This is a genomic window from Sphingomonas sp. LY54, assembly GCF_035594035.1.
Lineage (GTDB): Bacteria > Pseudomonadota > Alphaproteobacteria > Sphingomonadales > Sphingomonadaceae > Allosphingosinicella.
This window is the reverse complement of record NZ_CP141588.1, coordinates 1,886,730-1,911,878: the sequence shown is the minus strand read 5'-3', so window position 1 is coordinate 1,911,878 and position 25,149 is coordinate 1,886,730. Positions and strand designations below refer to the sequence as shown.

Below are 25,149 nucleotides of genomic sequence, written 5' to 3'. Positions count from 1 at the left end.
CTCCCGTCCGTCAAGGAGCGCCGATGCCCAGCCTGCTCGACCCGATCACGATCGGTGCCATTACCTGCCCCAACCGCATCATGATGGCGCCGATGACCCGCGCCCGCGCCACCCGCGAGCATGTGCCGACCGAAATCATGCGCGATTATTACGCCCAGCGCGCCGGCGCCGGCCTGATCATCTCCGAAGGAACGGGAATCAGCCGGCAGGGCCTGGGCTGGCCCTACGCGCCGGGCATCTGGACCCAGGAGCAGATGGAGGCGTGGAAGCCGATCACCGACGCGGTCCACGAAGCGGGCGGCCGCATCTTCTGCCAGCTCTGGCATATGGGGCGGCTCGTCCATCCCAGCTTTCTGGACGGGGAGGCGCCGGTCTCGGCCTCGGTCACCACGGCGCCCTACAAGGCACACACTTACGAAGGCCGGGCGCCCTATGAGGAGGCCCGCGCGCTCGCGCTCGACGAGATCCCCGATCTGCTCGACGATTATGCCCGTTCCGCCGGCTACGCGATGATGGCCGGATTCGACGGAGTGCAGTTGCACGCCGCGAACGGCTATCTCATCGACCAGTTCCTGCGCGACAATTCCAACCTGCGCGACGACGATTATGGCGGCTCGATCGAGAATCGGGTGCGGCTGCTGCGCCAGGTCACCAGTGCGATCACCGACGTGGTCGGCGCCGACCGTACCGCCGTCCGCCTCTCGCCCAACGGCGATTCGCAGGGCGTCAACGACAGCGATCCGGGGCCCCTGTTCACCGCGGCGGCCGAAGCGCTCGCCGAGATCGGCATCGCCTTCCTCGAGCTGCGCGAGCCGGGTCGCGAGGGCACGTTCGGCAAGGGCGAGGTCGATCCGATCGCGCCGCTGATCCGCAAGGCGTTTCCCGGCCCGCTCGTGCTCAATTCCGACTACACGCACGGCGCGGCGGAATCGGCGCTGGAAGAGGGCGCGGCCGACGCGATCAGCTTCGGCCGGCCGTTCATTTCCAACCCGGACCTGGTCGACCGGATCGCAAAGGGGGCCGAGCTGGCGCCCGACGACATGGCGACCTGGTACAGCCAGGGCCCGGAAGGCTATGTCGATTATCCGGCGTCGGGCACCGACCCCGACTGAAGCTCAGGCGCCGAAGCGCTCCTTCAGTTTCATCAGGGCGATCGCGGCCTTGGCTGCCTCGCCGCCCTTGTCCTTCTCGTCGCGGCGAGCGCGGGTGAGCGCCTGCGCCTCGTTCTCGACGGTGAGGATGCCGTTGCCGATGGCGAGGCCGTCCATGGTGAGCGCCATCAGGCCGCGCGCGCTCTCGCCGGCGACGATCTCGAAATGGTAGGTCTCGCCGCGGATTACGACGCCGAGCGCGACATAGCCGTCATAGCGGCCGCTCTCCGCGGCCAGCGCGATCGCGGCCGGGATCTCGAGCGCGCCGGGGACGGTGACGGTCTCGTGGCTGTGGCCGGCCTGCTCGAGCGCGGTGCGCGCGCCCTCGATCAGCAGGTCGTTGAGATGGTCGTAGAAGCGCGCTTCGACGATCAGCAGCTTCGCCATTCTCAATTCTCCAGCGGGATCGGCCGTTCGCCGACGATCTTGAGGCCGTAGCCGCCGAGCGCGACCGGGGTATGGTGGGTGTTGGTGAGCAGGGTCATCTCATGGACGCCGAGCGCCGACAGAATCTGCGCGCCGCCGCCATAATCGCGGAGCTCTTCCATATCCCGGGGCTCGGCCTTGCCGGAATGGGCGTCGAGGATCGCGGAGATGGGCGTCGAGCGGGTGAGCAGGACGATGATGCCCGCCCCTTCCTCGGCGACCGCCTTCATCGCCCCGGCGAGCAGGCCGCTGCGGGCATTGGCCTCGGCGAACACGTCCGAGAAGAAGCTGAGCTGGTGCATGCGGACGAGCACCGGCTTGTCCTGCTCGATCCTGCCCTTGACGAGGGCGATCTGCTCGGTGCCGGACGCCTTGTTGAGGAAGCTCTTGGCAGTCCAGGTGCCGCCCCAGTGGCTTTCGAACTGCGCCTCGGACGTCTGCTCGACGAGATGGTCCTTCTTCAGGCGATAGGCGATGAGGTCGCGGATCGTGCCGATCTTGAGGCCATGCAGCTGGGCGAAGACGACGAGGTCGTCCATCCGCGCCATCGTCCCGTCTTCCTTCATGATCTCGCAGATCACGCCGGAGGGGTTGAGCCCGGCCAGGCGGGAGACGTCGACTGCGGCCTCGGTGTGGCCGGCGCGGATCAGGACGCCGCCTTCCTTGGCGACCAGGGGAAAGACGTGGCCGGGCGTGACGATATGCTCCGGCCCCTTCGACGCGTCGATTGCGACGGCGATGGTGCGGGCGCGGTCGCCGGCCGAGATACCGGTGGTGACTCCGTCCCGCGCCTCGATCGAGGTGGTGAAGGCGGTTTCGTGCCGCGTGCCGTTGTGCCGGCTCATCAGGCCGAGGCCGAGCTGATCGACCCGCTGCTTCGACATGGCCAGGCAGATCAGGCCGCGGCCGTGCTTGGCCATGAAGTTGATCGCGTCCGGCGTCGCCATCTGCGCGGGGATGATGAGATCGCCCTCATTTTCGCGGTCGTCGTCGTCGACGAGGATGAACATGCGGCCGTTGCGCGCCTCGTCGATGATCTGCTCGGGCGTTGCCATCACGCCCCGGCTGCCGCTGGCGAGGAATTTCTCGAGCTTCAGCAAGGTGTCGGCGGTGGGGTTCCAGTCCGCCTCGCCCATCCGGCGCAGCGAATTGGCATGGAGACCCGCGGCGCGGGCGAGACCCGCACGCGACATCTCACCGGATGTTACGAGTTCGGTCAGGCGGTCGATCAGAATCGTGCTCATATCGACCAAATATCACACGACGATGTGATACCGCAATATGAAATCACACTCGGCTGGGACGATAGGCCAGCATGCGCCCGATGTAGCGTGCCAGCACGTCGATCTCTATATTGACGTTGCCGCCGGGCGCCAGCGCTCCCAGCGTGGTCTGGGCGGCGGTGTGGGGGATGATGTTCACGGTGAATCGGGCGCCGTCGGAGAGATTCTCGACCTCGTTGACGGTCAGCGACACGCCGTCGAGCGTCACCGAACCCTTGGCGGCGAGATAGGGCGCGATCGCGTCGTCGATCAGGATCGTGATGCGCGTCGAGCCGCCTTCGGCCAGGACCGCCTCGATCGTGCCGAGGCCGTCGACATGACCGGTGACGATATGGCCGCCAAGCTCGTCGCCGACGCGCAGCGGGCGCTCGAGATTGAGGCGGCGGCCCTGCTGCCACATTCCGGGCACGCTGCGGCTCAGGGTCTCGCCGGAGATATCGACCGCGAACCAGCCCTCGCCCTTGTCGACCACCGTCAGGCAGACGCCCGAGCAGGCGATCGAGGCGCCGAGATCGACCGTGGCCATGTCGTAGCCACAGGCGATCGTGGCGCGCAGGTCGCCGCGCTGTTCGACGGCCTCGAGGCGGCCGATGTCGGTGATGATGCCGGTGAACATGTCAGTCTCGGTCGCGCTCGTAGACTTCGAGCCGGTCCCTGCCAAGCGTTTCGATGCCGGTCAGGGCCCAGCGCTGATGGGCGTCGGCCAAGGCGGTGAGCCCGATATAGCCGAGCGCCGAGCGGCCCTCGCCGATCAGGATCGGGGCGCGATAGATGAGCAGGCGATCGACGAGGTCGGCGGCGAGGAAAGCGGACGCCGCCCCGGCGCCGCCCTCGACCAGCAGGTCGTTGATGTCGGCGAGGCCGAATATTTCCTCGGGCGCGCCGAGGCGCGTCCACCCTTCGGGCGCGGTCCCGCGGGTCAGCAAAGCGCGGCGCGGGGAGCGATCCTCGAGACCGGGCAGGCGGACGTCAAGGCGGGGCCGGTCGGCCTCGAGCGTGCCGCGGCCGACCAGGATCATGTCGCAGCGCGCGCGCTCCCAGTGCACGTTGGCGCGCGCATCCTCGCCGGTGATCCAGCGGCTCTCGCCCGACGGTAGCGCGATCTTGCCGTCGATCGACATGGCGAGCTTCAGCGTCACATAGGGGCGGCCAAGCCGGATCCGGCTGACGAAGCCGGCGAGCGAGCGAGCGGCCCCCTCGGCTCCCACCCCCACCGAGACTTCGATCCCGGCGGCGCGCAGCCGCGCGAAGCCTTCGCCGTTGGTGCGCGGATCGGGATCGGTCAGCGCGGCGACGACGCGCGACACGCCGGCCTCGACCAGCAGATCGGCGCAGGCCGGGCCGCGGGGGCTGTCATGGGCGCAGGGCTCAAGCGTCACGAAGGCGGTGGCGCCGCGCGCCCTGTCCGCCGCTTCGGCGAGCGCCACCGCCTCGGCATGGGGGCGGCCGCCCGGCTGGGTGAAGCCCTGACCGACCGCCTCGCCCCCGCGCACGAGGATGCAACCGACATGGGGATTGGGCGCGGTCGTGCCGCGGCCGCGGTCCCCGAGGGCGATCGCAGCTTTCATCCACGCCGATTCTTCCATCAGAAGTCGAGCTTTTCCTCGAGCCTCTTGAACTGGCGCTGGCGTTCGGCCTGCGCCGCCTCGCGCTCGGCCTGGCGCCGCTTCTGCTCTGCCAAGATTTCCGCATCGGTGCGATTGGTCGACCAGCTGTCGACGTAGATCAGCTGCTCGCCCGGCGCGATGTTGGTGCGGGCATCGGTGATGAAGCCGATGATGATGATCACCGGCATCAGCACCGCGACCGCCGCGGCAATCCACTGAACGCGGCTGCGCTCGCGGGTGAAGGCGCGAAGGTCCGCCCAAAGGGCGCGGGGAGAAGCGGGGCGGGGTAAGGCCATGGCGCGGAAGATAGGAGCGCCACGGCCCGAGCGCCAGTCCCTGCGCATCGCGCGGGGAGCCGGCATCGGCGCGACGGACCGGGAGTGGGTTAACCATCCGGTAGGGAAGAAACCCTACCCTGCGCCCTTTCACGTTGAGGCGAAGACGTCGTGCTGACACAATATGCCGATCCGCCCATGGTCGCGGCTCCGGCCGCCCCGGCCGACAAACGCTATTTGTACGGCCCGGTCGTCGATTTCCTCTGCCTGGGGGGCAGTTCGCTGTTCGTGCTGCCGCTCCTCCTGCTGGTGCCGGCCGAGCAATATCGCGCATCGGTGGCGGCGCTGATGCTGCTCGTGGCCCATTTCATCAACCACCCGCATTTCGGGCATTCCTACCAGATCTTCTACCGTCGCTTCCGCACCAAGGCCTTCACGCCTTCGCTCGGGCGCACGATGCAAGCGCGCTACGTGTTTGCGGGGATCATCGTTCCTGTGATGCTCGTCGCCTTCTGCGCCTACGCCATAGCCCGCGGCGACGCCCGCCTACTGGGACTGGGCGGCAACTTCATGGCGCTGTTCGTCGGCTGGCATTATGTGAAGCAGGGCTACGGCATGCTGATGGTCGACGCGGCCTTGAAACGCCGCTTCTTCAACGACCGGGAGAAGAAAATCTTCCTGGTCAATTGCTACGCGGTCTGGGGCTATGCGTGGCTAAGCATCAACGCCACGATGCGCGAGACCGAAATGTGGGGGCTGCATTATTACAGCTTTGCGATTCCCGCGCCGATCGTCACCGCCGCCGCAATTCTTGCCCTTATGGCCGGGGCCGCGACCCTGTGGACGTTCGCCAAGCGCTGGCGCTCGGCCGGCAGCCTGCCCGCAAATGGTGTCATGGCCTATCTGGTCAGTCTATATCTGTGGCTGGCCTTCGTGCGCATCAACCCGTTATGGCTGCTGGTCGTGCCGGCGTTTCATTCCCTGCAATATCTAGTGGTCGTGTGGCGCTACCAGAGCAACTACGAGAAGGCGCAGCTCGCCACCGACGTGTATAAGAAGGGCTCCCTGGCCCGGGCGATCTTCGGCGACCATTGGCGCGCCCATCTCGGCATTTTCGCGGTCTCAGGGGTTGCCCTCGGCTTCCTCGGTTTCTGGGGCCTGCCGCTGCTGGCCAAGGCATATGTTCCCTATGACGCGAAGCTGTTCGGGGGCGCCCTGTTCCTGTTTGTCTTCTGGATCGCGATCAACGTGCATCATTACTTCCTCGACAACGTGATGTGGCGCCGGGAGAACCCGGACACGAGGCGCTACCTGTTCGGCTGAGGGATGCCGGACGGGCAGCGCCGGTTGGCTCAATCGGTGAGCCTGAAATAGCATGTGATAGTCGTCCAGCCTTCCACCGGCTTGCCGTCGACGCGGGCCGGGGTGAAGCGCCAGGCGCGCAATGCATGACGCTCCGTGGCCCGCCAGAAGGCATCGCTGGCGGCGCGCACCTTCTCCACCGCCTTGACGCGGCCGTCGGTTCCGACCAGCAGCCGGACAGTCACCGACCCCTCATTGCCAGCGCGCTGCTCGGACGCGGGATAGGGCGGCTGAAGGTCGCTCCGCGGATCGATCTTCGCCTCGACTCGGACCGCCGGCAACGGCTTGGGCGGATCGGCGGGCTCCTTCATCGTGATCGCTTCGCCCGGGAAGGGATCGTAGGGCTGCGGCTCGACCAGGGGCTCGGTCGCGAGCCGCTCGGGGGTGACGTTCGTCTTCACTTCCGGACGGACGGACGTGACCACCGATTTGACCTGGGGCGCCTCCGGCTTTGTCTCGACGGGCCGCGGCGGCGGCGGATCCTTTATGGGGACGTTGTAGCCTTTCAGGACCGGCGGCGTAAGCTGCACATATTCCATCTTCGACAAGGCAAGCGCGGTGATCGCCGCGCCGTGGAGCAGGATGACGACCGCAAGGCTGGCGCCGTTGGTCCGTTTAGGCTCGAGGAAACCTCCATCACGCATGACCACTTCTCCTGTGCTGCGCCGCCTTTGGCAGCTGCAATAAGGATGTTACAACATCTCTTAATGATATACTATAGCATTGCTTAGTGAAATTGCCGGGCGCGTGAAAAATCCGGCTGGCGGCGGATCAGGCGGCGGCAGCCCTCAGGCGGGCAAGACTCTGGTCCTTGCCGATCAGCGCGACCAGAGGCGCCATTTCCGGCCCGCTGTCGCGACCGGTGAGGGCCTGGCGCAGCGGCAGGAACAGGGATTTTCCCGAGCGGCCGGTCCGCTCCTTGAGCGCCGCCGTCAGCGCCTTCCACGGCGCATCGGACCAGTCGATCGAGCCGGCCACGTCGGCGGCGGCGGCGATGAAGTCGCGATCTGAGTCCGCGGCCTTATGCTCCACCGGCCCCTCGACGATGTGCCACCAGTCGGCGGCCTCCGCGACGCTGCGGAGGTTGGGCCGGATCGCGACCCAGGCGTCCTCGGCCATGCCTTCCGGGAGACGGTCCGCCACGGCGGCGAAGGGAAGCTGGTGGACGATGCGGGCGTTGAGCGTGGCAAGCTCGTCCATGTCGAAGCGGGCGGGCGCGCGCCCGAACGTGGCAAAGTCGAAGCTCTCGACCAGCGGCCCGGGGCCGGCGAAGGCCTCGACCGGCTGGCTGGTGCCGATGCGGGCGAGCTTGGCGATCAGCGCCATCGGCTCGATTCCGGCTTCGCGCATCGCCTCGACGCCCAATGAACCGAGGCGCTTGGAGAGCTTGCCCTCCGAACCGACCAGAAGGGCTTCGTGCGCGAAGGCCGGCGACGCGGCGCCCAAGGCCTCGAACATCTGGATCTGCAGGGCGGTGTTGGTGACATGGTCCTCGCCGCGCACGACGTGGGTGACGCCCATGTCGATATCGTCGACCGCGCTCGGCAGCATGTAGAGCCAGCTTCCGTCCTCGCGCCGGATTACCGGATCGGACAGCAGGGACGGATCGATATGCTGGGGGCCGCGGACGAGGTCGTGCCATTCGATCGGCGCCGCATGATCGAGCTTGAAGCGCCAGTGCGGGCGGCGGCCTTCGGCCTCGAGCTTCGCTTTCTCCGCTTCCGTCAGGGCAAGCGCGGCGCGATCGTAGACCGGCGGCTTGCCGCGGCCGAGCTGGACCTTGCGCTTGAGATCGAGTTCCTGCGCCGTCTCATAGGCCGGATAGGCCCGGCCGATCGCGCGCAGGGTTTCCAGCGCCGCCTCGTAGCGGTCGAAACGCTGCGACTGGCGATGCTCTTCGTCGGGCGCGAGCCCCAGCCAGGCGAGATCACGCCGGATCGCCTCGGCATTTTCCTCGGTCGAGCGTTCCGCGTCGGTATCGTCGAGCCGGAGGATGAAGCGCCCGCTATGCTTCTTCGCCCACAGCCAATTGTGGAGCGCCGTGCGGATGTTGCCGACATGCAGCCGACCGGTCGGGGAAGGCGCGAAGCGCGTGGTTACTGTCATGTCGCGCCTCCTATGCGGCTAGCCCCCTGCGGGCAACGCCCCCTTGCCTTCAAGGCATCTGGCTATAAGGGGGACGTGCAGCCGCATTTCGGGGATATTTCGATGAAGTTGATGTCGGGCAATTCCAATCTTCAGCTCGTGAAGGACATTGCGTCCTATCTCGAGCTGCCGATCACCGACGCCTCCGTCCGGCGCTTCGCCGACGAAGAAGTGTTCGTCGAGATTCACGAGAACGTGCGCGGCGAGGACGTGTTCGTCGTCCAGTCGACCGCCTATCCGGCCAACGACAACCTGATGGAGCTTTTGATCTGCATCGACGCGCTGAAGCGCTCGTCGGCCAAGCGCATCACCGCCGTCATCCCCTATTTCGGCTATGCCCGCCAGGACCGTAAGCCGGGTCCGCGCACGCCGATCTCGGCCAAGCTGGTCGCCAACCTGATCACCGTCGCCGGCGCCGACCGCATCCTCTCGATCGACCTGCATGCGGGCCAGATCCAGGGCTTCTTCGACATCCCCACCGACAATCTCTACGCGGCGCCGGTGATGTCGGCCGACATCCAGGCGCGCTTCGCCGGCCGCAACATCACCGTCGTTTCGCCCGACGTCGGCGGCGTGGTCCGCGCCCGCGCGCTCGCCAAGCGCCTCGACAACGCCCCGCTGGCGATCGTCGACAAGCGCCGCGAGAAGCCGGGCGAATCCGAAGTGATGAACATCATCGGCGACGTTTCCGGCCGCTTCTGCATCCTGATCGACGACATCGTCGATTCGGCCGGCACCCTGTGCAACGCCGCGGCCGCGCTCAAGGCGGGGGGGGCCGAGGACGTGGTCGCTTATTGCACCCACGGCGTCCTTTCCGGAGCCGCGGTGTCGCGCGTCGAGACCTCCGAACTGCGCGAACTGGTGGTGACCGATTCGATCGGCGCGGTGCACGAAGCCGCCGCCGCCACGTCAAAGATCCGCATCCTGACGATCGCCCCCCTGCTTGCCGAGGCGGTCCGCCGCATCGCCGACGAGACTTCGGTGTCCAGCCTCTTCGATTAATTCTCGAAGATCGCGAATGGATCGTAGCTGCCGAAGCTCCAGACATTACCCTCGAGGTCGCGGACCTCGTAGCTGCGGCCGCCATGATCCGGGTCGTGCGGCGGGGTGATGACCTTTGCCCCGGCCGCGGCCGCGCGGGCGTGATGGGCATCGGGATCGTCAACCACGATATAGAGGCAGGACGTGACCTTGCCGCCGACATCGGCCGGCGGGACCATGCCGAGCCGGTCCTCGGCGCCGGCCGGCGCTGGCGAGCTCAGCATGACCATATTGCCTTCAAGCGTGAGCTGGGCATGCTCGACCCGGCTGCGGTCCGCATTCTCGAAGATGGCGTGGCGACTAAAGCCGAATGCTGCGCAGAGGAAGTCGATCGCGGCATGGGCGTCGCGATAGACCAGACACGGGATGATCGCCGGGCGGACGGGCATGGTCGCTCCCCTCAGAAGATGCCGAGGAACTTCTTCCGCTTCTTCTTCGGCTTGTCATCCGGATTCGCCGATTTGCCGGTGCCGATATTCTGGACCGGGCCACCGTCCTTCTCGCGCTGGGACGCGGCGCGCGCCCCGGCGAGCACCGGGCCGCAATTGGTCGGCTCGGCATCGCCAGGGTCGACGAAGGCGATGATCGCCGCGAGCGGGCTGACGAGGACGCCGAGCCCGATGCCGATGCCGGCCCGCGCCACCATCTCGCCGCTGATCGGATCGATACTCGGCGCCGCGAAATAGCCGCCGACTCCGATCGGCGACTGGGCGGAGAAGGCGCTGAACGTCTTGGCGTCGGCCTCGATGGCGAGATCGAGCGACTCGGTCTTGAAGCTGAAGCCGCCGCGGCCGCCAATGACGTTCTTCTTGGTGTCGATCAGGATCGGATCGGCGGCGGCGATGCCGTTGCGCACGGTGAAGGCGATCAGGCCGCAATTGATCAGGACCGGCTCGGCCAGCTTCTTCTCCCACATCTTTTGGACGAAGGTGCCGATATCGAGCTCGGACAATTGAACGTTGCGCGTCCAGAAGGTGCCGGCCGGCATGATGAAGGCGATCCGCCCGTTTGAGCTGGCCAGCGATTCGCGTACTGAATCGCCCGTGCCCTTGAGCTGGACGCGCGCCTTGACGAGGCCGGTCGTGCCGGACTGGTCGGCCCCGAACTTGGCGAGCAGCAGCCCCATGCGGGTCGGCGACAGGCGGATGTCGTAATCGGTGCGGACCGGCCGGCCCCGCGCGTTGATGACGATATCGGATGCGAAGTGGCCGCCGGCGACGTCGAAAGTAAGCGGCGAGAGCTTGAGCAGGCTGCGATCGAGATCGAGCGTCAGGCCGATGTTCGAGACCGGGAAATTCTCCATCCGCACGGTGCGGACTCGATAATCGACATGGGCGTCGAAGGCGCGGAGCCCGGCGACGTCGAGCGAGGCATCGGGCAGCACCCGCGGCCGGCCGCCCTCGCTCTCGATCGCACCGCTCGGTCCCATCCGGTCGAGCCGCTCGGGATCATAGCCGACCCAAGGACCGGCATCGATGATGTCGAGCACGCGGCTGGTGAGATCGGCATCGATGCGCAAGCGGTTGGCCGGCATCGAGATCGTCATCGCGCCCGCGAGATCGCTGTCGCCGAACGTGCCGCGCAGCCCGGTGAAGCGCCAGCGGTCGTCGCGCTTGGTGAGGTTCGAGGTGAAGCGGTAGCGGCGCGTGTCGGGCACGACCACGCCGAGGAAATCGAACAGCGAGTGGATGTTGGGCCCGCGCACCTCGAGCTTCAAGTCCGCGCCCTCGATCTCGGTCGCGCCCGGCAGGGTGCCGCTGACGTCGAGCACGTTGCCGGCGCCGGTCGCGTGCAAAGCGAGCTTGTTGCGGCCGCCGCGCACCGTCTGGTTGGGCGACATCAGGCTGCCCGACACGGTGAAGGGCTTATCCTTCGAGCTGCCGCCGCCGGAGAAGCGGATGTCGCTCTCGAACGCGGTGTCGCGGGCGCGGACCGTTTCGAACTTGAGGTCGGCGACGAAGTCCATCTGCGGGGCACGGTAACGCAGGTCCGAGCCGACAATGCTGGCGCGGCGGATCAGCGGCAGCTCGAGCGTCTCGCCCTTGCGGTTGGGATCGCCGAGCGTCCAGGTGTTGCGAGTGCCGGTCGAATCCCACTCCATGTCGACATTGGAGTCGACGAGGTCGAGCCAGTTCATCCGCCGCTCGCCGAAGATCAGAGGCACCGTCGCGATACTGGTGTCGATACGCTTTGATTCGAAGAAATTCTTGCGGCTCGCCCAGGCGGGGTTGGCGATGGTCAGCCCCTCGGCGAGGAACTTGATGTCGATCGGGTTGAGATAGAGCTGGAAATCGCCCGCCACGGCGACGCGACGCTGGGCCTGGTCGCTTGCATAATCCTCGAAATAGGGCTTGAGGAAGCGGCCCTTGGTGATGAACAGGATCGCCCAGGCGAGGATGATCAGGCCGACGATCGTCGCCAGCAGCGACAGGCCGATGCCAAGCGCATTCGCGCCCAGCTGCTTGCGGGCATCGCGCCGGGATTCGGCCGAGGCGGTGGTCGTGGCGTCCATGACACGGGAGGAACCCGTTTCGGGGCCGCTCTGTTCCGCGCCCCCCCCTTGCCTTGGGGCCCTCCGCCCCGTATAGGCGCCCTCTTTCCAGCTATGGAGAAATCGAACTGCCCGGCGTCAAGGGCTGCCGTGGCCGTTCTTAAATGTCGCGTAAGCGCCAGAAGGAGACAAAATGCCCAAGTTGAAGACCAAGAGCGGTGTGAAGAAGCGCTTCAAGCTCACCGCAACGGGCAAGGTGAAGCACGGCGTCGCCGGCAAGCGTCACCGCCTGATCAGCCACAATGCCAAGTACATCCGCCAGAACCGCGGCACCGAAGTTCTCGCCGACGCCGATACGGCGCGCGTGAAGCTCTGGGCGCCCTACGGCCTGCGTTAAGAGGAGTACTGAAGCATGGCACGTGTCAAACGCGGTACGACCACTCGTACCAAGCATAAGCGCTTATTGGATCAGGCGAAGGGCTATTACGGCCGTCGCAAAAACACGATCCGTATCGCTCGCCAGGCCGTCGAAAAGGCCGGCCAATATGCCTATCGCGACCGCAAGGTTAAGAAGCGGAGCTTCCGCGCTCTCTGGATCCAGCGCATCAATGCCGCGGTCCGCGTCGAGGGCCTGACCTACGGTCAGTTCATGCATGGCCTGAAGCTCGCTGGCGTCGACCTCGACCGGAAGGTCCTGGCCGACATCGCGATGCACGAGGGCGAAGCCTTCAAGGGCATCGTCGCCCAGGCTCGCGCGGCGCTCCCGGCCCAGGCCTAAGAGCAGCCCGCAAGAATCGGAAAGGCGCGGAGGGCATAAGCTCTCCGCGCCTTTCTTTTTGCCCGTCGCCCCTCTCCAAGCGACAGGCGGCCACTGATCCCGGGGGGCGAAGGGGTCAGTGGCGGGTTTCGGCGGCGATTGAGTAACGCAGGGTCGCGATCCGGCTTTTCTCGGGGCAGCAGGTCAGCCGGGTCCACTCGGTCCGCGCCCGCGCCTCGTCGTCGAACGGGCCGGCCATGGTCTCGGTGCCCGGGACGAGCGCCCGGAAGTCCGGATCCTGATATTCGCCCCCGATCACCCAATAACGCGTGGTCATCATCACTCTCCTCAGGCTGCAACTTTGGTTTTGAACTGGGCGGCCTCGGTCGATTCGGCGAGTGCCGTGGTGGAGGCCGTGCCGCCCGAAAGGGTCTGCGCGACGAGGTCGAAGTAGCCGGTGCCGACCTCGCGCTGGTGGCGGGTGGCGGTGTAGCCCGCCGCCTCGCTGGCGAACTCGGCCTGCTGCAGCTCGGAATAAGCGGCCATGCCGCGGTCCCTGTAGCCGCGCGCCAGCTCGAACATGGAGTGGTTGAGGCTGTGGAAGCCGGCCAGGGTGACGAACTGGAACTTGTAGCCCATCGCGCCGAGCTCGCGCTGGAATTTCGCGATCACGTCCTTGTCGAGCTTGGCCTCCCAGTTGAAGCTGGGCGAGCAATTATACGCCATCATCTTGCCCGGATGCGCCCTTTGGACGGCCTCGGCGAAGCGCTTGGCATCCTCAAGATTGGGATGGCTCGTCTCCCACCACAGCAAGTCGGCGTGGGGCGCGAACGCGATGCCGCGCTTGATGCAATGATCGACGCCGGTCCCGTCCTTCAAGCGGAAGAAGCCTTCGGGCGTACGCTCGCCGGTCAGGAATTCGTGATCGCGCTCGTCGACGTCGGAGGTGATGAGCCTGGCGCTCTCGGCGTCGGTGCGGGCGACGAGGACGGTCGGAACGCCGCAGACGTCCGCCGCGAGCCGGGCCGCGTTGAGATTGCGGATATGGGCCTTGGTCGGGATCAGGACCTTGCCGCCGAGATGGCCGCATTTCTTCTCCGAGGCGAGCTGGTCCTCGAAATGGACCCCGGCGGCGCCGGCCTCGATATAGGCCTTCATGATCTCGAAGCAGTTCAGCGGTCCGCCGAAACCGGCTTCGGCGTCGGCGACGATCGGCGCGAACCAGTCGCGGGAAGCGCCGCCCTCCATATGCTCGATCTGGTCGGCGCGCTGGAGCGTGCGGTTGATCCGGCGGCAGAGCTCCGGCCCGGCATTGGCGGGGTAGAGCGACTGGTCCGGATACATGGCGCCGGCGGTGTTGGCGTCGGCAGCGACCTGCCAGCCGGACAGGTAGATGGCCTTCAGCCCGGCCCGCACCATCTGCATCGCCTGGTTGCCCGAGAGGGCGCCGAGCGCGTGCACATAATCCTCGCTTTGGAGAAGCTCCCAGAGACGGTTCGCCCCGCGCCGGGCGAGCGTGTGCTCGACCGCCAGCGATCCGCGCAGGCGCTCGACATCGGCGACGCCATAGGTCCGTTCGATGCCATCGAAGCGGCCGGAGGGTGCGGGGACGAGGGCAGTGAAGTCGTTCATGGGGCTTCCCTTTGTTTCGTTGCCCCATTGAACCGCGAATCGGCGTGCAAAGGAGTATCGAAAAGGGTCGCGATGTCGCACTATGACTTGCGACGGTTGTAAATCTTTGACAATCTGACTGCATGGCGAGCGAGCGCAAACTGTACCTTGGTGGACGGCTCCGGCGGCTGCGCCGTGAGCTCGGCGTCAATCAGAGCGCAATGGCGGCCGAGCTCGGCATGTCACCGTCCTACCTCAACCATCTCGAGCGCAACCAGCGGCCGGTCACCGCCGGCGTGCTTCTGAAGCTGGCGCAGGCTTATGACGTCGACCTGAAAAGCTTCACCGCCGAGGGCGAGGGCACCAGCCTGGAGCAGCTTGCAGAGATCTTCGCCGACCCGATGTTCTCCGACATCGGCATCCCCCGCTACGAACTGCTCGAGGTGACCGACAACGCCCCGGCCGTGGCGGACGCGATCGCGCGCCTCTATCTGGCGCTTGGGCAACGCCGCCAGGCGCCCGAAGGCGCCGGGCCGGACGACCAGGCGTCGCTCGTCACGCCCGAAGCCTGGGTCCGCGACCATATCCAGTCGCAGCGCAACTATTTCCCCTATCTCGAAGAGGCGGCCGAGACGCTGGCCGGCGCGCTCGGCGATCCGAGCACGTTGTTCGAGGGGCTGCGGCGGCGTTTGAAGGAAGGATTTGGGGTCGAGACGCGGGTCGTCCCGCCCGATCTGCTCGATGCCGCCAGCCAGCACTACGACATCCACCGCAAGCGGCTGATGCTGTCGGCCTTGCTGCGCCCGGAGAGCCGGACGTTCGGCGTCGCCTATCAGGTCGCCCTGTTCGAATTCCGGCCGTTGCTGGCGCGGATGCTCGAGGCCGCCGCGCCGCCCGACCCCGCTGCCCGTCGCCTGCTCCACATGAGCCTCGCCAATTATGCGGCGGGCGCGATCATGCTGCCCTACGAGGCCTTCCTCGCGGCCGCCGAGCGCCACCGTTACGATATCGACCGCCTGTGCGCCGAATTCGGCGCGAGCGTCGAGCAGGTCGCGCACCGCTTCACCACGCTCGGTCGCCCGAGCGCGCGCGGCATCCCCTTCTTCATGCTGCGGGTCGACGCGGCCGGGAACATCTCCAAGCGCTTTGCCGGCGAGAGCTTTCCCTTCTCGCGCTTCGGCGGCACCTGCCCGCGCTGGAACCTGCACGCCGCGTTCCAGACGCCGGGCCGCATCGCGACCCAGACCGTGGAAACGCCCGACGGCCAGCGTTTCTTCACGATCAGCCGCACGGTCGACCGCGCGGTGCGGCTGGATCCGCGCGAAAATAGCCAGCTCGCGATCGGCCTCGGTTGCGAAGCCAAATATGCGCGCAAGATCGTCTATTCGGACGGCCTCGATCTCGCCGATCCCTATGTCACGCCGATCGGGCCGGCCTGTTCGATCTGCCCGCGCCTGCGGTGCCCCCAGCGCGCCGCCGCCCCGGCGGGGCGGACGCTGATGGTCAACGAGATGCAGAAAACCATCTCGCCTTATCCGTTCGTGGGTTAGGCCGCCCTCTTCTAACGCTCCGATTTCTCCTCTAGAGGGCCGCTATGTCCGACCTCGACACGATGAGCAGCGACTGGCTGCAACGCATTGAATCCGCCGCCGACCTGCCCGCGCTGGAAGCCGAGCGGGTCGCCGCGCTCGGCAAGCAGGGCGCGATCACCGGCCTGCTGAAGACGCTGGGCGGCATGAGCCCCGACGAGCGCCAGGCGCAGGGGCCGCGCATCCACGGGCTGCGCGAGGCGGTCACCAACGCCCTCACCGCCCGCAAGACGGCGCTCGAAGCGGCCGAACTCGACCGCAAGCTCGCCACCGAGACCCTCGACATGACGCTGCCGGTCGCGCCCCGGGCGCAGGGAACGGTCCATCCGGTCAGCCAGGTGATGGACGAGCTTGCCGAGATCTTCGCCGACCTCGGCTTCGCGGTCGCCACCGGCCCCGAGATCGAGGACGACTGGCGCAATTTCACCGCGCTCAACATCCCCGAGACGCATCCGGCGCGGGCGATGCACGACACGTTCTACTTCGACCGGCACGATGCGAGCGGCAACCGGATGCTGCTGCGCACGCACACCTCGCCGGTGCAGATCCGCACGATGCAGTCGCAGCAGCCGCCGATCCGCATCATCGCGCCGGGGCGCACCTTCCGCTCCGACAGCGACGCGACCCACACGCCGATGTTCCACCAGGTCGAGGGTCTCGTGATCGACCGCGGCATCCATATGGGCCACCTGAAATGGACGCTGGAGACCTTCCTCAAGGCGTTTTTCGAGCGTGACGATATCGTCCTGCGCCTGCGCCCGTCTTATTTCCCGTTCACCGAGCCCTCGGCCGAGGTCGACGTCGGCTATTCGATCGAGAAGGGCAAGCGCGTGATCGGCGGCTCCGAAGGCTGGATGGAGGTGCTCGGCTCGGGCATGGTCCACCCCAAGGTGATCGAGGCCTGCGGGCTCGATCCGGACGAGTGGCAGGGTTTCGCCTTCGGCTGCGGCATCGACCGCCTCGCCATGCTGAAATACGGCATGGACGACCTGCGCGCCTTCTTCGACGGCGACCTCCGGTGGCTGAAGCACTACGGCTTCCAAAGCCTCGACGTGCCCACCTTGTCGGGAGGAGTGGGCGCATGACGGTCTTCCTGCTTCGCTCCCCGGCGCACGCCGGGGCCCAGTCGTCCCAGACCCGTCCCATGGCCCCCGGCTTTCGCCGAGGAACGGAAGCGCTGGAGGCGCGCCGATGAAGTTCACTTATGGCTGGCTCAAGGAGCATCTCGACACGGATGCGAGCCTGGAAGCCGTCGTCGAGACGCTGACCCAAATCGGTCTCGAGGTCGAAGGGGTCGAGAATGCGGCCGACAAGCTGGCGCCGTTCACGGTGGCGCAGGTGCTGACCGCCGTGCGCCATCCGCAGGCGGACAAATTGCAGGTCCTCACCGTCGACACCGGCGACGGCGCGCCCGTCCAGGTCGTCTGCGGCGCGCCCAATGCGCGGGCGGGCCTGAAGGGGGTGTTCGGCCCGCCGGGCGCCTACGTGCCGGGCAGCGACATGACTTTGAAGGTGGCGGCGATCCGCGGCGTCGAGAGCAAGGGCATGATGTGCTCCGTGCGCGAGCTGGAGATCGGCGACGAGCATGACGGCATCATCGAGCTGCCCGAGGACGCGCCTGTCGGGGAGAATTATGCGGCCTGGGCCGGGCTCGACGACCCGGTCATCGACGTCGCGATCACGCCCAACCGCCAGGATTGCATGGGCGTCCACGGCATCGCCCGCGACCTCGCCGCCGCCGGCCTCGGTACGCTGAAGCCGATCGCGGTCAAGGAGATCGGAGCCGGCTTCGCCTGCCCGATCGAGATCCGCACCGACGATCCCGAGGGCTGCCCGGCCTTCTACGGTCGCGTCGTCCGCGGCGTGAAGAACGGCCCGTCTCCGGCCTGGCTGCAGCAGAGGCTGAAAGCGGTCGGCCAGCGCCCGATCAGCGCGCTCGTCGACATGACCAACTATGTCATGCTGAGCTACGGCCGCCCCCTGCACGTCTACGACCTCGCCAAGCTGGACGGCGCGCTCGTCGCCCGCCGCGCGCGGGACGGCGAGGAGGTGCTGGTGCTCAACGGCAAGACCTACACGCTCGACGGTTCGATGACCGTGATCGCGGACGACAGCGCGGTGCACGATATCGGCGGCATCATGGGCGGCGAGCATAGCGGCGTGACCGAAGAGACGACCGACATCGTCATCGAATGCGCCTATTTCGATCCCGAGCATATCGCCCGCACCGGCCAGAAGCTGGCCTTGACCTCCGACGCGCGCACGCGCTTCGAGCGCGGCGTCGATCCGGCCTTCCTCGACACCGGGCTCGCGCTCGCGACCGAGATGGCGATCGCGCTCGCCGGCGGCGAAGCTTCCGAAATCGTGCGCGCGGGCACCCCGCCGCAGCTCGAGCGGGTGGTCGAATACCGCCCCGAGCGCACCGCCGAACTCGCTGGCATCGCGGTTTCGGAAAGCCGCCAGAAAGACGTGCTGGAACGGCTCGGATTCGCCGTGAATAGCGGAAATCCGTGGCGGATCGCAGTGCCGTCATGGCGTCGTGACGTCACCGGATCGGCCGACATCGTCGAGGAGGTCATCCGGATCGAGGGGCTCGACGCCGTGCCCTCGACGCCGCTGCCGCGCGCCGAAGGCGTCGCCCGGCCGACCGCCACCCCCGAGCAGATGGTCGAGCGGCGCGTGCGCCGCACGGCTGCCGCGCGCGGGCTCAACGAGGCGGTCACCTGGAGCTTCATCAGCGAGGCCGAAGCAGCGCCGTTCGGCGGCAGTGACTGGATCCTCGCCAATCCGATCAGCGAGGAGATGAAGGCGATGCGGCCCTCGCTCCTGCCGGGCCTGCTCGCCGCCGCGCGCCGCAACATGGATCGCGGCGCCGACAGCGTCCGCCTGTTCGAGGTCGGCCGCCGCTATCTCGGGGACCGCGAGCATCCGACGATCGGCATCGTGCTGGCCGGCAATGCCGCCGCCCGCCACTGGTCGAGCGGCAAGGCGCAGGCCTTCACCGCCTACGACGCCAAGGCCGAAGCGATGGCCTTGCTCGCTGCCGCAGGAGCGCCGGTCGAGAACCTGCAGGTGCTGGGCGGCGCATCAAGCGTCTATCATCCCGGCCGGTCGGCACGGCTCTGCCTCGGCCCCAAGAACGCGCTCGCCGAATTCGGCGCGCTGCACCCGGCGACTATCAAGGCGTTCGACCTCGAAGCTCCGGTCGTCGCGGCTGAGATCTTCCTCGACGCGATCCCGCAGAAGCGCGGCGGCACGGGCCACATGCGCACCGCCTACGCGCCGCCGGCCTTGCAGGCGGTGAAGCGCGACTTCGCCTTCCTGCTGCCGCTCGACAGCCAGGCGGACGCCCTGCTCCGGGCCGTGCGCGGCGCGGACAAGGGCGCGATCACCGCCATCAGACTGTTCGACATCTTCACGGGCCAGGGCGTGCCCGAGGGCCAGAAGTCGCTGGCGGTCGAAGTCACGCTGCAACCGGGCGAGAAGAGCTTCAGCCACGAGGAGCTCGAAGCGATCTCGGCCAGGATCGTGGCGGCCGCGGCCAAGGCCGGGGCCAAGCTCCGCGATTAAGGCTCGAGCACGTTGATCGCCCGGTGCACCTCCGCCTCGATCTCGGCGCGGGGAAGGCCAGGCGGGAACGTCTCGCCGAAACGGAACGTGACGATTCCGGGCTTCTTGACGAAGCTGCGGCGCGGCCACAGGCGGCCGCTGTCGAGCGCGATCGGCACGACCGGAAGGCCGAGCATCTTGTAGAGGCCCGCGAAACCCGGCTGCAGCGGCGGCTTTTCGCCCGGCAGGACGCGCGTGCCTTCGGGGAAGATCATTATCGGCCGGCCCTGCGCAACCGAGGCGCGCGCCTCGGTCAGCATCCTGCGCAACGCCGAGGCGCCGCCCTCGCGATCGACGCCGATCACGCCATATTGCCGCGCCACCCAGCCCCAGCCCGGAATCTCGGTGAGCTGGCGCTTCATCACCACGGTCGGGCGATCGAGCAGCAGCAGCATCTCGATCGTCTCGTACATCGACTGGTGCTTGCCGGCGACGAGCACCGCGCCCTGCGGCGTGGTTCCCTCGACCCGCGAGCGCACGCCCAGGAGGAAGCGCGCGCACCAGCGGTGCCAGCGCGCCCAGCCATGGGTCACCCACTGGATCGGCCGGCGGCCGAGAAAGGCGGCCGGGAAAGCCATGAGCACCGCGCCGGCCGTGCCGGGATAGAAGAAGAGCGAGAACAGGAGGGAGCGGATCAAGAGCATCAGATGCCGACGACCACCGCCGCGCGGCGCAGCAGATATTTGTTATACTCGGTGAAGAGCTGCCGGAAGCTGGGATTGCTCTGGACCGCATCGCCGATCAGCTCGTAGCCATCCCCGAGCTGGCGCGACAGTTCGAAGCGCGCGCGCGGCATGTGCCAGTCGGTGGTGACGAGCCGCACCGTCCTGAGCTTGCGCTTCTCCAGCCAGCGCGCGGTCTCGTCGGCGTTCGAGCGGGTGTCGACCGCCTCGCGACCAAGATCGATGCAGCATTTGAACAGGGCCGGATCGACGTCGTAGCGCTCGGCGAGCTCGATCGGCCGGACGGTTCGGGCGGTGCCCGAAATCAGCATGCGCTTGGCCCGGCCGCGCTGGATGAGGTCGAGCCCGCGCTGCACCCGTCCGCCGGCGCCGGTGAGCACGACGATGGCGTCGGTCTGGCGGTCGTCGGCCGGGCGCGGCAGCGCCACCACGAACAGGGCATAGCCGAGCGCATAGAGCAGGAGCAGGGCGGAGACGGCACGGACGATCATAGGAGCCGGCCCAATGCCCTCAAAATCGTGGTGCGGGCAACCAGCATCGCAAGAAAAACGCCGGCCGCCGGCAGCAGGACCAGCACCAGCCAGCTCGTCGGCGGCAGGCCGGCCGAACCCAGCAGCTCCGATCCCAGCGCGCCGACGCGGCTGCCGATCACCAGCAGCACGATCGCCGCGGCGACCAGCCCGACCAGCCCGCCGAACAAGGCGTCGAGCGCGATCCGGCGCTGGAACAGGCGTGCGACCTGGATGTCCGTCGCCCCCATCAAATGCATCACCTCGATCGTGTTGCGATGCGTGTCGAGCGCGGCGCGCGCGGCGAGCACGACGGTTGCCGCGCTCGCGCCCACCATCAGCAGCACCAACGCCGCCGCGAGCAGGCGCAAGGCATCGATCAATGTCGCCAGCGGGGCCAGCCATTGCGCATTGTCGTCGACCCGCGCCGACGGAGCGACGTCGAGGATGGCCGCGCGGATCGCGTCGAGATCGGCATAGGCTTCCGCACTCAGCTCGGCGTCGATCATCGCCGGCACCGGCAGCTCCGCCTGGAGCCCGCCCTCGCCCAGCCACGGCTCGAGCAGTCGCTCCATCTCTGCGGCCTCGATGCGGCGGACGGATCCGATGCCGGGCAGCCGTTTCAGCTCGGCCATCGCGGCCGCGGCCTGGGCCTCACGGAAGTCCGGGTTCGCCTCCACGACCTGGACGGTGATGCGGTTGCCGATATCGGCGTTCAAGGTGCGCGTCGCCTGGCCGAGCCCGAGGCCGGCCGCGGCGGCCAGCACGGTCAGGAACATCATGATCGCGATCACCCAGGGCATCGGCCCGGCCAGCCGCCCTTCGGGCAGCAGCCGGCGGTCGGCGGTCCCGAACTTGCGAGTTCCGCCCTTCACGCGTCGATCCTGCGCGGCGGATGGCGCAGCGCCCCGGTCGGGTCGGCGATCTGGCCACGATCGAGCCGCAGCATCTCGAATCCCGAGACGCTGGAGATGAGGTGCACGTCGTGGGTGGCGACGACGACGGTCGTGCCGAGCTTGTTGAGCGCGTCGAACAGGTGAAGCAGGCGGCGCGCCATTTCCGGATCGACGTTGCCGGTCGGCTCGTCGGCGACCAGCAATTCGGGCCGGGCGATCACGGCGCGGGCGATCGCCACCCTTTGCTGCTCGCCGCCCGAGAGGGTCGCCGGCCGGGCGGTGGCGCGGTGGCCGAGGCCGACCCAGGACAGCATCTCGTTGACCGGCGTCTCGAGGTCGCGGTCCTCGACCCCGGCGACGCGCAGCGGCAAGGCGACATTGTCGAAGGCGGAGAGGTGCGGGACCAGGCGGAAATCCTGGAAAACGACGCCGATCCGGCGGCGGAAGCCGGGCAGGCGCTTGCGCGGCATCGTCACGATATCCTCGCCGAACAGGCGGATCAGGCCGCGGCTGGGACGCTGGGCAAGATAGAGCAGCTTCAAGAGCGAGGTTTTCCCCGCGCCCGATGGTCCGGTGAGGAAGTAGAAACCTCCCTCCCGCAGCGAGAAAGTGAGATCGGACAGCGTCTCGGTCCCCGTGCCGTAGCGCAGGCCGACATTCTCGAACTGTACGATGCTGCCCGCCGCGCCCAGACGCGCCTCCGCTTACCGGCCTAACTGCAACCAGCCATGGCATGGCGGGGAGGGCCCCGTAAACACGGCATTTACTTGCGCCGTCCCGCTTTGCCGTGCTTAGATTCCAACGCACAAGCCAAGGCCCGACAGCAATGATCCTTTCCTGCCCAGTCTGCGACACACGCTATGTCGTTCCCGACAGCGCCGTAGGTCCGACCGGGCGGCAGGTGCGCTGCGCCTCGTGCAAGAATAGCTGGTTCCAGGAACCGCCGCCGCCGCGTGCGGCCGCCGCAGCGGCGCCGGCTGCCCAGATGCCGTCGGCGCCCGCCCCGGCGCCGCAGCCGCGCGCCGCGCCGCGGCCGGTCCCGGTGCCGCCCGCGCCGGTTCCGGTCGAGGATTTCGCGCCCGAGCCAGAACTGCAGGATTACGACGATTTCGCCGGCGAGCCGCCCTTTTCCGGCCGGCGCAATCCGGCACGGATGTGGACCCTGCTCGCGATCCTGGCCGCCGCGCTGATGATCGCGGCGGTGGCCGCCATCTCCTATTTCGGAATTCCGGGAATCGCCGACAGCGCCGCACGCGGCGAGACGACGGGGACCGGCCTCGAGCTCGAAGTGACGCGCAAGCCCGAGCGCAGCGTGATGGCGAGCGGCAACGAGCTGTTCGCGGTCTCGGGCCGGGTCGTGAACCCGACCGAGACGACGCGCAAGGTGCCCCAGATCCGGGCCGAGCTGCGCGATACGCAGGGCCGCGTCGTCTACAGCTGGGCGATCTCCGCGCCGGTGGCCGAACTCGCGCCGCAGCAGAGCGCCACGTTCAACAGCGCCGAGGTCAACGTGCCGCCGGCCGCGAAGACGCTGAGCATGACGTTCGGAGCCGCGCCCTGAGCGACGGCTTTGCCGACGACCGCCGCCCTTCCTAGGCCGGCCGTGCGACACCCAGCAGGAGGACCGGGATGCGGATCGGAGTTCTGACCGGCGGCGGCGACGTGCCCGGCCTCAACGCCTGCATCCGGTCGATCGTGATGAACGCCGACGACCGCGGCTGGCAGGTGGTCGGCTTCCGGCGCGGCTGGGAAGGCGTACTCGCCATCGATCCCGCCGATCCTGCAACCGTCGCCGCCAACAGCCTGATGCTGACGCGCGAAGGCGTGCGCGGGATCGACCGGACGGGCGGCACCATCCTCCATACGTCGCGGGCCGATCCCCGCACCGCCCCGGGCGGAGACGCCACCGCCCATGTCCTGCACGTGCTCGACCGGCTTGGCGTGGACGCGATGGTGACCTTGGGCGGCGACGGAACGCTGCGTTTTTCGGCCCATCTCGCGGCGCAGGGCGTGCCGGTCATCTCTGTCCCCAAGACGATGGACAATGATGTGTTCGGCACCGATTACTGCATCGGTTTCTCGACGGCGGTGAGCCGCTCGGTGGCGGCGATCAACGCGCTGCGCACGACGGTGGAAAGCCATGAGCGCATCGGCGTGATCGAATTGTTCGGGCGCCGCAGCGGCGAGACCGCCTTGCTCGCCGGCTTCCTCGCCCAGGTCGACCGCACGATCATCGCCGAGGTGCCGGCCGATCTCGACACTTTGCTGCCGCTGCTCGCCGAGGACAAGAACAGCAATCCGGCCCATTATGCGATGTGCGTGATCTCCGAAGGCGCGACGATCGGCGGCGCGGGCGCGGGTTTCGAACTATCCAAGCCGGCCAGCGAGCGCGGCGACGTCGGCGTGGGCCACCGGCTCGGACAGGCGATCACCGACCGGCTCGGCAGCGGCACGGTGATCCAGGAACTGGCCTATCTGATGCGCGCCGGCGAGCCGGACGCGATGGACCGGATGGTCGGGCTCGCCTTCGGCGCGCTTGCGGTGCAACTGCTCGGACAGGGCGAGACCGCGCGGATGGTGACGCTGAACGACGGCAATTACGGCCATGTCCCTGTCGATACATTGCTCGGCGGCACCAAGCGGGTGGACGTGGAGGGCCTCTACGACCCTTTGACCTATCGCGCGCGGCTGATGCGCGTCGAAGGGATGCCGATGTTCCTCTATTGAGGGACGCGCGCCCGGTGGATTTCGCAATGCCCGGGAGCGGATGGGAGAGCCGCAATTTCTCGGGGCGACGCGGGAACGGCCATTGCGTCCGCCAAAACCCTTTGCTAGAGGCTCGCGCCTACCAGCCGCCGGGCCTCTTCCGGCGGTTCAATCAAATGTGCGGTCGTGGCGGAATTGGTAGACGCGCAACGTTGAGGTCGTTGTGTCCGAAAGGACGTGGAAGTTCGAGTCTTCTCGACCGCACCATTTGAATGCTGAAGCGCGGGGCCGCCGAGCCCCCTTCGCTCCCAAGCCTGCAATTTCTCCGCGAGTGGGCTGCCAAGCCGCCCGCATCGACAAGGGCGTCGCCGAAACCTTATGGTCGCGGCGTAGTTTTACGCTGGCACGGCCAATGATTCGTCGCCCAGACCTTCGCGCTCTCACGAGGACCCCATTATGGTTGACCCTGCGGACGACCCTTCCCACAGCACGACCATGACCAAGCCCGCCGACGATCACCTCGATTTGTCCGAGAAGGAATGGCGCGAGCGCCTCTCGCCCGAGCAATATCATGTGCTGCGCGAGGCCGGCACCGAACGCCCCTTCACCGGCCGCTACTGGAACAACCACCAGGAAGGCGAATATCGCTGCGCCGGTTGCGGCGAGCCTTTGTTCGAGAGCGACACCAAATATGATTCCGGCTGCGGCTGGCCGAGCTTCACCGCCCCCGAGGAGCCGGACGCGATCACCGAGCATGAGGATGTGAGCCACGGCATGCGCCGGGTCGAGGTGCGCTGCGCCCGCTGCGACGGGCATCTCGGCCATGTCTTTCCGGACGGTCCGGGGCCGGAGGGGCTTCGTTACTGCATCAACAGCGCCTCGCTCGACTTCAAGGGCAAGAAATAAGGGTTTGCCGCCGGCGCGACCGGCCTGAAACCCTGGCGGCGAACCGACGCAGAGTCGCGATTCCACGATAGCGCTTCTGCTTGTGAGGTTCGGCGTCTGGCC

The 25,149-nt window shown here is 67.6% G+C and carries 26 protein-coding genes and 1 tRNA gene; 12 read left to right on the top strand and 15 right to left on the bottom strand.

From position 1 onward, the window contains the following. Positions 1 to 23 precede the first annotated feature (23 nt). Positions 24 to 1,112: an alkene reductase gene (locus tag SH591_RS09760; protein WP_324748964.1), complete on the top strand. Its 1,089-nt coding sequence runs from the start codon at positions 24 to 26 to the stop codon at positions 1,110 to 1,112. Positions 1,113 to 1,115: 3 nt separating this feature from the next. On the opposite strand, the gene ribH is transcribed toward SH591_RS09760, so the two are convergent. Genes ribH through SH591_RS09735 form a run of 5 tightly spaced genes read right to left on the bottom strand, consistent with a single transcriptional unit; the run spans position 1,116 to position 4,763 of the window. Further along, complete coding sequence (gene ribH / locus SH591_RS09755; RefSeq protein ID WP_324748963.1) at positions 1,116 to 1,538, bottom strand: 6,7-dimethyl-8-ribityllumazine synthase; 423 nt, start codon at positions 1,536 to 1,538, stop codon at positions 1,116 to 1,118. Positions 1,539 to 1,540: 2 nt separating this feature from the next. Next, the gene (ribB, locus tag SH591_RS09750; RefSeq protein WP_324748962.1) at positions 1,541 to 2,821 is read right to left on the bottom strand and encodes a 3,4-dihydroxy-2-butanone-4-phosphate synthase; all 1,281 of its coding nucleotides are present in this window, start codon (positions 2,819 to 2,821) and stop codon (positions 1,541 to 1,543) included. Between the two features lie 43 nt (positions 2,822 to 2,864). After that, a complete protein-coding gene (locus SH591_RS09745) occupies positions 2,865 to 3,476 on the bottom strand; it encodes a riboflavin synthase (protein WP_324748961.1) in 612 nt (203 codons plus the stop codon). A gap of 1 nt (position 3,477) precedes the next feature. Then, complete coding sequence (gene ribD / locus SH591_RS09740) at positions 3,478 to 4,428, bottom strand: bifunctional diaminohydroxyphosphoribosylaminopyrimidine deaminase/5-amino-6-(5-phosphoribosylamino)uracil reductase RibD (RefSeq protein ID WP_324748960.1); 951 nt, start codon at positions 4,426 to 4,428, stop codon at positions 3,478 to 3,480. A 17-nt stretch (positions 4,429 to 4,445) separates the two neighbouring features. After that, complete coding sequence (locus SH591_RS09735; RefSeq protein ID WP_324748959.1) at positions 4,446 to 4,763, bottom strand: hypothetical protein; 318 nt, start codon at positions 4,761 to 4,763, stop codon at positions 4,446 to 4,448. Between the two features lie 150 nt (positions 4,764 to 4,913). Between SH591_RS09735 and SH591_RS09730 the strand changes: the two genes are divergently transcribed. After that, positions 4,914 to 6,065 (top strand): hypothetical protein, encoded by a 1,152-nt coding sequence (locus SH591_RS09730; protein ID WP_324748958.1) that lies wholly within the window; start codon positions 4,914 to 4,916, stop codon positions 6,063 to 6,065. 29 nt (positions 6,066 to 6,094) lie between these two features. Here the strand turns inward: SH591_RS09730 and SH591_RS09725 are convergent, their stop codons facing one another. Continuing rightward, entirely contained in the window at positions 6,095 to 6,748 is a 654-nt protein-coding gene (locus tag SH591_RS09725; RefSeq protein WP_324748957.1) for an energy transducer TonB, read from the bottom strand. A 127-nt stretch (positions 6,749 to 6,875) separates the two neighbouring features. Beyond that, complete coding sequence (gltX, locus tag SH591_RS09720; RefSeq protein ID WP_324748956.1) at positions 6,876 to 8,210, bottom strand: glutamate--tRNA ligase; 1,335 nt, start codon at positions 8,208 to 8,210, stop codon at positions 6,876 to 6,878. 102 nt (positions 8,211 to 8,312) lie between these two features. On the opposite strand from gltX, the gene SH591_RS09715 reads away from it, so the two are divergent. Beyond that, entirely contained in the window at positions 8,313 to 9,251 is a 939-nt protein-coding gene (locus tag SH591_RS09715) for a ribose-phosphate pyrophosphokinase (RefSeq protein ID WP_322831310.1), read from the top strand. Here the strand turns inward: SH591_RS09715 and SH591_RS09710 are convergent. Together SH591_RS09710 and SH591_RS09705 are read right to left on the bottom strand one after the other, a co-directional pair. Then, positions 9,248 to 9,679, bottom strand: coding sequence for a VOC family protein (locus tag SH591_RS09710; protein WP_324748955.1), 432 nt, complete (start codon positions 9,677 to 9,679; stop codon positions 9,248 to 9,250). The two genes, SH591_RS09715 and SH591_RS09710, sit on opposite strands and share 4 nt — an antisense overlap. Positions 9,680 to 9,690: 11 nt before the next feature. Then, positions 9,691 to 11,802: an AsmA family protein gene (locus SH591_RS09705; RefSeq protein ID WP_324748954.1), complete on the bottom strand. Its 2,112-nt coding sequence runs from the start codon at positions 11,800 to 11,802 to the stop codon at positions 9,691 to 9,693. A 172-nt stretch (positions 11,803 to 11,974) separates the two neighbouring features. Here SH591_RS09705 and rpmI point away from each other — a divergent pair, with 172 nt between their 5' ends. Further along, positions 11,975 to 12,178: a 50S ribosomal protein L35 gene (gene rpmI, locus SH591_RS09700; protein ID WP_106640468.1), complete on the top strand. Its 204-nt coding sequence runs from the start codon at positions 11,975 to 11,977 to the stop codon at positions 12,176 to 12,178. A 15-nt stretch (positions 12,179 to 12,193) separates the two neighbouring features. Then, positions 12,194 to 12,559, top strand: coding sequence for a 50S ribosomal protein L20 (gene rplT, locus SH591_RS09695; RefSeq protein ID WP_324748953.1), 366 nt, complete (start codon positions 12,194 to 12,196; stop codon positions 12,557 to 12,559). 115 nt (positions 12,560 to 12,674) lie between these two features. Here rplT and SH591_RS09690 read toward each other — a convergent pair whose 3' ends face one another. Together SH591_RS09690 and aceA are read right to left on the bottom strand one after the other, a co-directional pair. Further along, a complete protein-coding gene (locus tag SH591_RS09690) occupies positions 12,675 to 12,878 on the bottom strand; it encodes a DUF4170 domain-containing protein (RefSeq protein WP_324748952.1) in 204 nt (67 codons plus the stop codon). 8 nt (positions 12,879 to 12,886) lie between these two features. Next, the gene (aceA, locus tag SH591_RS09685) at positions 12,887 to 14,170 is read right to left on the bottom strand and encodes an isocitrate lyase (RefSeq protein ID WP_324748950.1); all 1,284 of its coding nucleotides are present in this window, start codon (positions 14,168 to 14,170) and stop codon (positions 12,887 to 12,889) included. Between the two features lie 122 nt (positions 14,171 to 14,292). Between aceA and SH591_RS09680 the strand changes: the two genes are divergently transcribed. The 3 genes from SH591_RS09680 (at position 14,293) to pheT (ending at position 19,308) form a co-directional block, all read left to right on the top strand. Beyond that, positions 14,293 to 15,699, top strand: coding sequence for a helix-turn-helix domain-containing protein (locus SH591_RS09680; RefSeq protein ID WP_324748949.1), 1,407 nt, complete (start codon positions 14,293 to 14,295; stop codon positions 15,697 to 15,699). Positions 15,700 to 15,743: 44 nt separating this feature from the next. Then, on the top strand, positions 15,744 to 16,823 hold the full coding sequence (gene pheS / locus SH591_RS09675) for a phenylalanine--tRNA ligase subunit alpha (protein ID WP_324748948.1): 1,080 nt from the start codon (positions 15,744 to 15,746) through the stop codon (positions 16,821 to 16,823). A 106-nt stretch (positions 16,824 to 16,929) separates the two neighbouring features. After that, positions 16,930 to 19,308: a phenylalanine--tRNA ligase subunit beta gene (gene pheT, locus SH591_RS09670; RefSeq protein ID WP_324748947.1), complete on the top strand. Its 2,379-nt coding sequence runs from the start codon at positions 16,930 to 16,932 to the stop codon at positions 19,306 to 19,308. On the opposite strand, the gene SH591_RS09665 is transcribed toward pheT, so the two are convergent. Genes SH591_RS09665 through ftsE form a run of 4 tightly spaced genes read right to left on the bottom strand, consistent with a single transcriptional unit; the run spans position 19,305 to position 22,127 of the window. Beyond that, a complete protein-coding gene (locus SH591_RS09665) occupies positions 19,305 to 19,991 on the bottom strand; it encodes a lysophospholipid acyltransferase family protein (protein ID WP_324748946.1) in 687 nt (228 codons plus the stop codon). The genes pheT and SH591_RS09665 overlap by 4 nt on opposite strands. Then, a complete protein-coding gene (locus SH591_RS09660) occupies positions 19,991 to 20,521 on the bottom strand; it encodes a YdcF family protein (protein WP_324748945.1) in 531 nt (176 codons plus the stop codon). The genes SH591_RS09665 and SH591_RS09660 overlap by 1 nt, the downstream gene beginning before the upstream one ends. Continuing rightward, positions 20,518 to 21,414: a cell division protein FtsX gene (locus tag SH591_RS09655; RefSeq protein ID WP_324748944.1), complete on the bottom strand. Its 897-nt coding sequence runs from the start codon at positions 21,412 to 21,414 to the stop codon at positions 20,518 to 20,520. The genes SH591_RS09660 and SH591_RS09655 overlap by 4 nt, the downstream gene beginning before the upstream one ends. Beyond that, on the bottom strand, positions 21,411 to 22,127 hold the full coding sequence (ftsE, locus tag SH591_RS09650; protein ID WP_322831628.1) for a cell division ATP-binding protein FtsE: 717 nt from the start codon (positions 22,125 to 22,127) through the stop codon (positions 21,411 to 21,413). The genes SH591_RS09655 and ftsE overlap by 4 nt, the downstream gene beginning before the upstream one ends. A gap of 134 nt (positions 22,128 to 22,261) precedes the next feature. Here ftsE and SH591_RS09645 point away from each other — a divergent pair, with 134 nt between their 5' ends. From SH591_RS09645 to msrB, 4 genes are all read left to right on the top strand, one after another. Further along, positions 22,262 to 22,996 (top strand): MJ0042-type zinc finger domain-containing protein, encoded by a 735-nt coding sequence (locus SH591_RS09645; RefSeq protein ID WP_324748943.1) that lies wholly within the window; start codon positions 22,262 to 22,264, stop codon positions 22,994 to 22,996. Between the two features lie 68 nt (positions 22,997 to 23,064). After that, the gene (locus SH591_RS09640) at positions 23,065 to 24,162 is read left to right on the top strand and encodes a 6-phosphofructokinase (RefSeq protein ID WP_324748942.1); all 1,098 of its coding nucleotides are present in this window, start codon (positions 23,065 to 23,067) and stop codon (positions 24,160 to 24,162) included. Positions 24,163 to 24,321: 159 nt separating this feature from the next. Next, positions 24,322 to 24,408 (top strand) — tRNA-Leu (locus tag SH591_RS09635). 228 nt (positions 24,409 to 24,636) lie between these two features. Beyond that, positions 24,637 to 25,047 (top strand): peptide-methionine (R)-S-oxide reductase MsrB, encoded by a 411-nt coding sequence (gene msrB / locus SH591_RS09630; protein WP_322831296.1) that lies wholly within the window; start codon positions 24,637 to 24,639, stop codon positions 25,045 to 25,047. The last annotated feature ends 102 nt before the right edge of the window (positions 25,048 to 25,149 follow it).

Bases quoted from the DNA above. Each gene is read 5' to 3' on its own strand.
- SH591_RS09645 (WP_324748943.1), top strand. From the start codon at position 22,262: ATGATCCTTTCCTGCCCAGTCTGCGACACACGCTATGTCGTTCCCGAC.
- rpmI (WP_106640468.1), top strand. From the start codon at position 11,975: ATGCCCAAGTTGAAGACCAAGAGCGGTGTGAAGAAGCGCTTCAAGCTC.
- ribH (WP_324748963.1), bottom strand. From the start codon at position 1,538: ATGGCGAAGCTGCTGATCGTCGAAGCGCGCTTCTACGACCATCTCAAC.
- SH591_RS09745 (WP_324748961.1), bottom strand. From the start codon at position 3,476: ATGTTCACCGGCATCATCACCGACATCGGCCGCCTCGAGGCCGTCGAA.
- SH591_RS09715 (WP_322831310.1), top strand. From the start codon at position 8,313: ATGAAGTTGATGTCGGGCAATTCCAATCTTCAGCTCGTGAAGGACATT.
- ribD (WP_324748960.1), bottom strand. From the start codon at position 4,428: ATGAAAGCTGCGATCGCCCTCGGGGACCGCGGCCGCGGCACGACCGCG.
- pheT (WP_324748947.1), top strand. From the start codon at position 16,930: ATGAAGTTCACTTATGGCTGGCTCAAGGAGCATCTCGACACGGATGCG.
- rplT (WP_324748953.1), top strand. From the start codon at position 12,194: ATGGCACGTGTCAAACGCGGTACGACCACTCGTACCAAGCATAAGCGC.
- SH591_RS09640 (WP_324748942.1), top strand. From the start codon at position 23,065: ATGCGGATCGGAGTTCTGACCGGCGGCGGCGACGTGCCCGGCCTCAAC.
- SH591_RS09705 (WP_324748954.1), bottom strand. From the start codon at position 11,802: ATGGACGCCACGACCACCGCCTCGGCCGAATCCCGGCGCGATGCCCGC.
- SH591_RS09710 (WP_324748955.1), bottom strand. From the start codon at position 9,679: ATGCCCGTCCGCCCGGCGATCATCCCGTGTCTGGTCTATCGCGACGCC.
- pheS (WP_324748948.1), top strand. From the start codon at position 15,744: ATGTCCGACCTCGACACGATGAGCAGCGACTGGCTGCAACGCATTGAA.
- SH591_RS09680 (WP_324748949.1), top strand. From the start codon at position 14,293: ATGGCGAGCGAGCGCAAACTGTACCTTGGTGGACGGCTCCGGCGGCTG.
- SH591_RS09665 (WP_324748946.1), bottom strand. From the start codon at position 19,991: ATGCTCTTGATCCGCTCCCTCCTGTTCTCGCTCTTCTTCTATCCCGGC.
- msrB (WP_322831296.1), top strand. From the start codon at position 24,637: ATGACCAAGCCCGCCGACGATCACCTCGATTTGTCCGAGAAGGAATGG.
- SH591_RS09660 (WP_324748945.1), bottom strand. From the start codon at position 20,521: ATGATCGTCCGTGCCGTCTCCGCCCTGCTCCTGCTCTATGCGCTCGGC.
- SH591_RS09725 (WP_324748957.1), bottom strand. From the start codon at position 6,748: ATGCGTGATGGAGGTTTCCTCGAGCCTAAACGGACCAACGGCGCCAGC.
- SH591_RS09735 (WP_324748959.1), bottom strand. From the start codon at position 4,763: ATGGCCTTACCCCGCCCCGCTTCTCCCCGCGCCCTTTGGGCGGACCTT.
- SH591_RS09690 (WP_324748952.1), bottom strand. From the start codon at position 12,878: ATGATGACCACGCGTTATTGGGTGATCGGGGGCGAATATCAGGATCCG.
- ribB (WP_324748962.1), bottom strand. From the start codon at position 2,821: ATGAGCACGATTCTGATCGACCGCCTGACCGAACTCGTAACATCCGGT.
- aceA (WP_324748950.1), bottom strand. From the start codon at position 14,170: ATGAACGACTTCACTGCCCTCGTCCCCGCACCCTCCGGCCGCTTCGAT.
- gltX (WP_324748956.1), bottom strand. From the start codon at position 8,210: ATGACAGTAACCACGCGCTTCGCGCCTTCCCCGACCGGTCGGCTGCAT.
- SH591_RS09760 (WP_324748964.1), top strand. From the start codon at position 24: ATGCCCAGCCTGCTCGACCCGATCACGATCGGTGCCATTACCTGCCCC.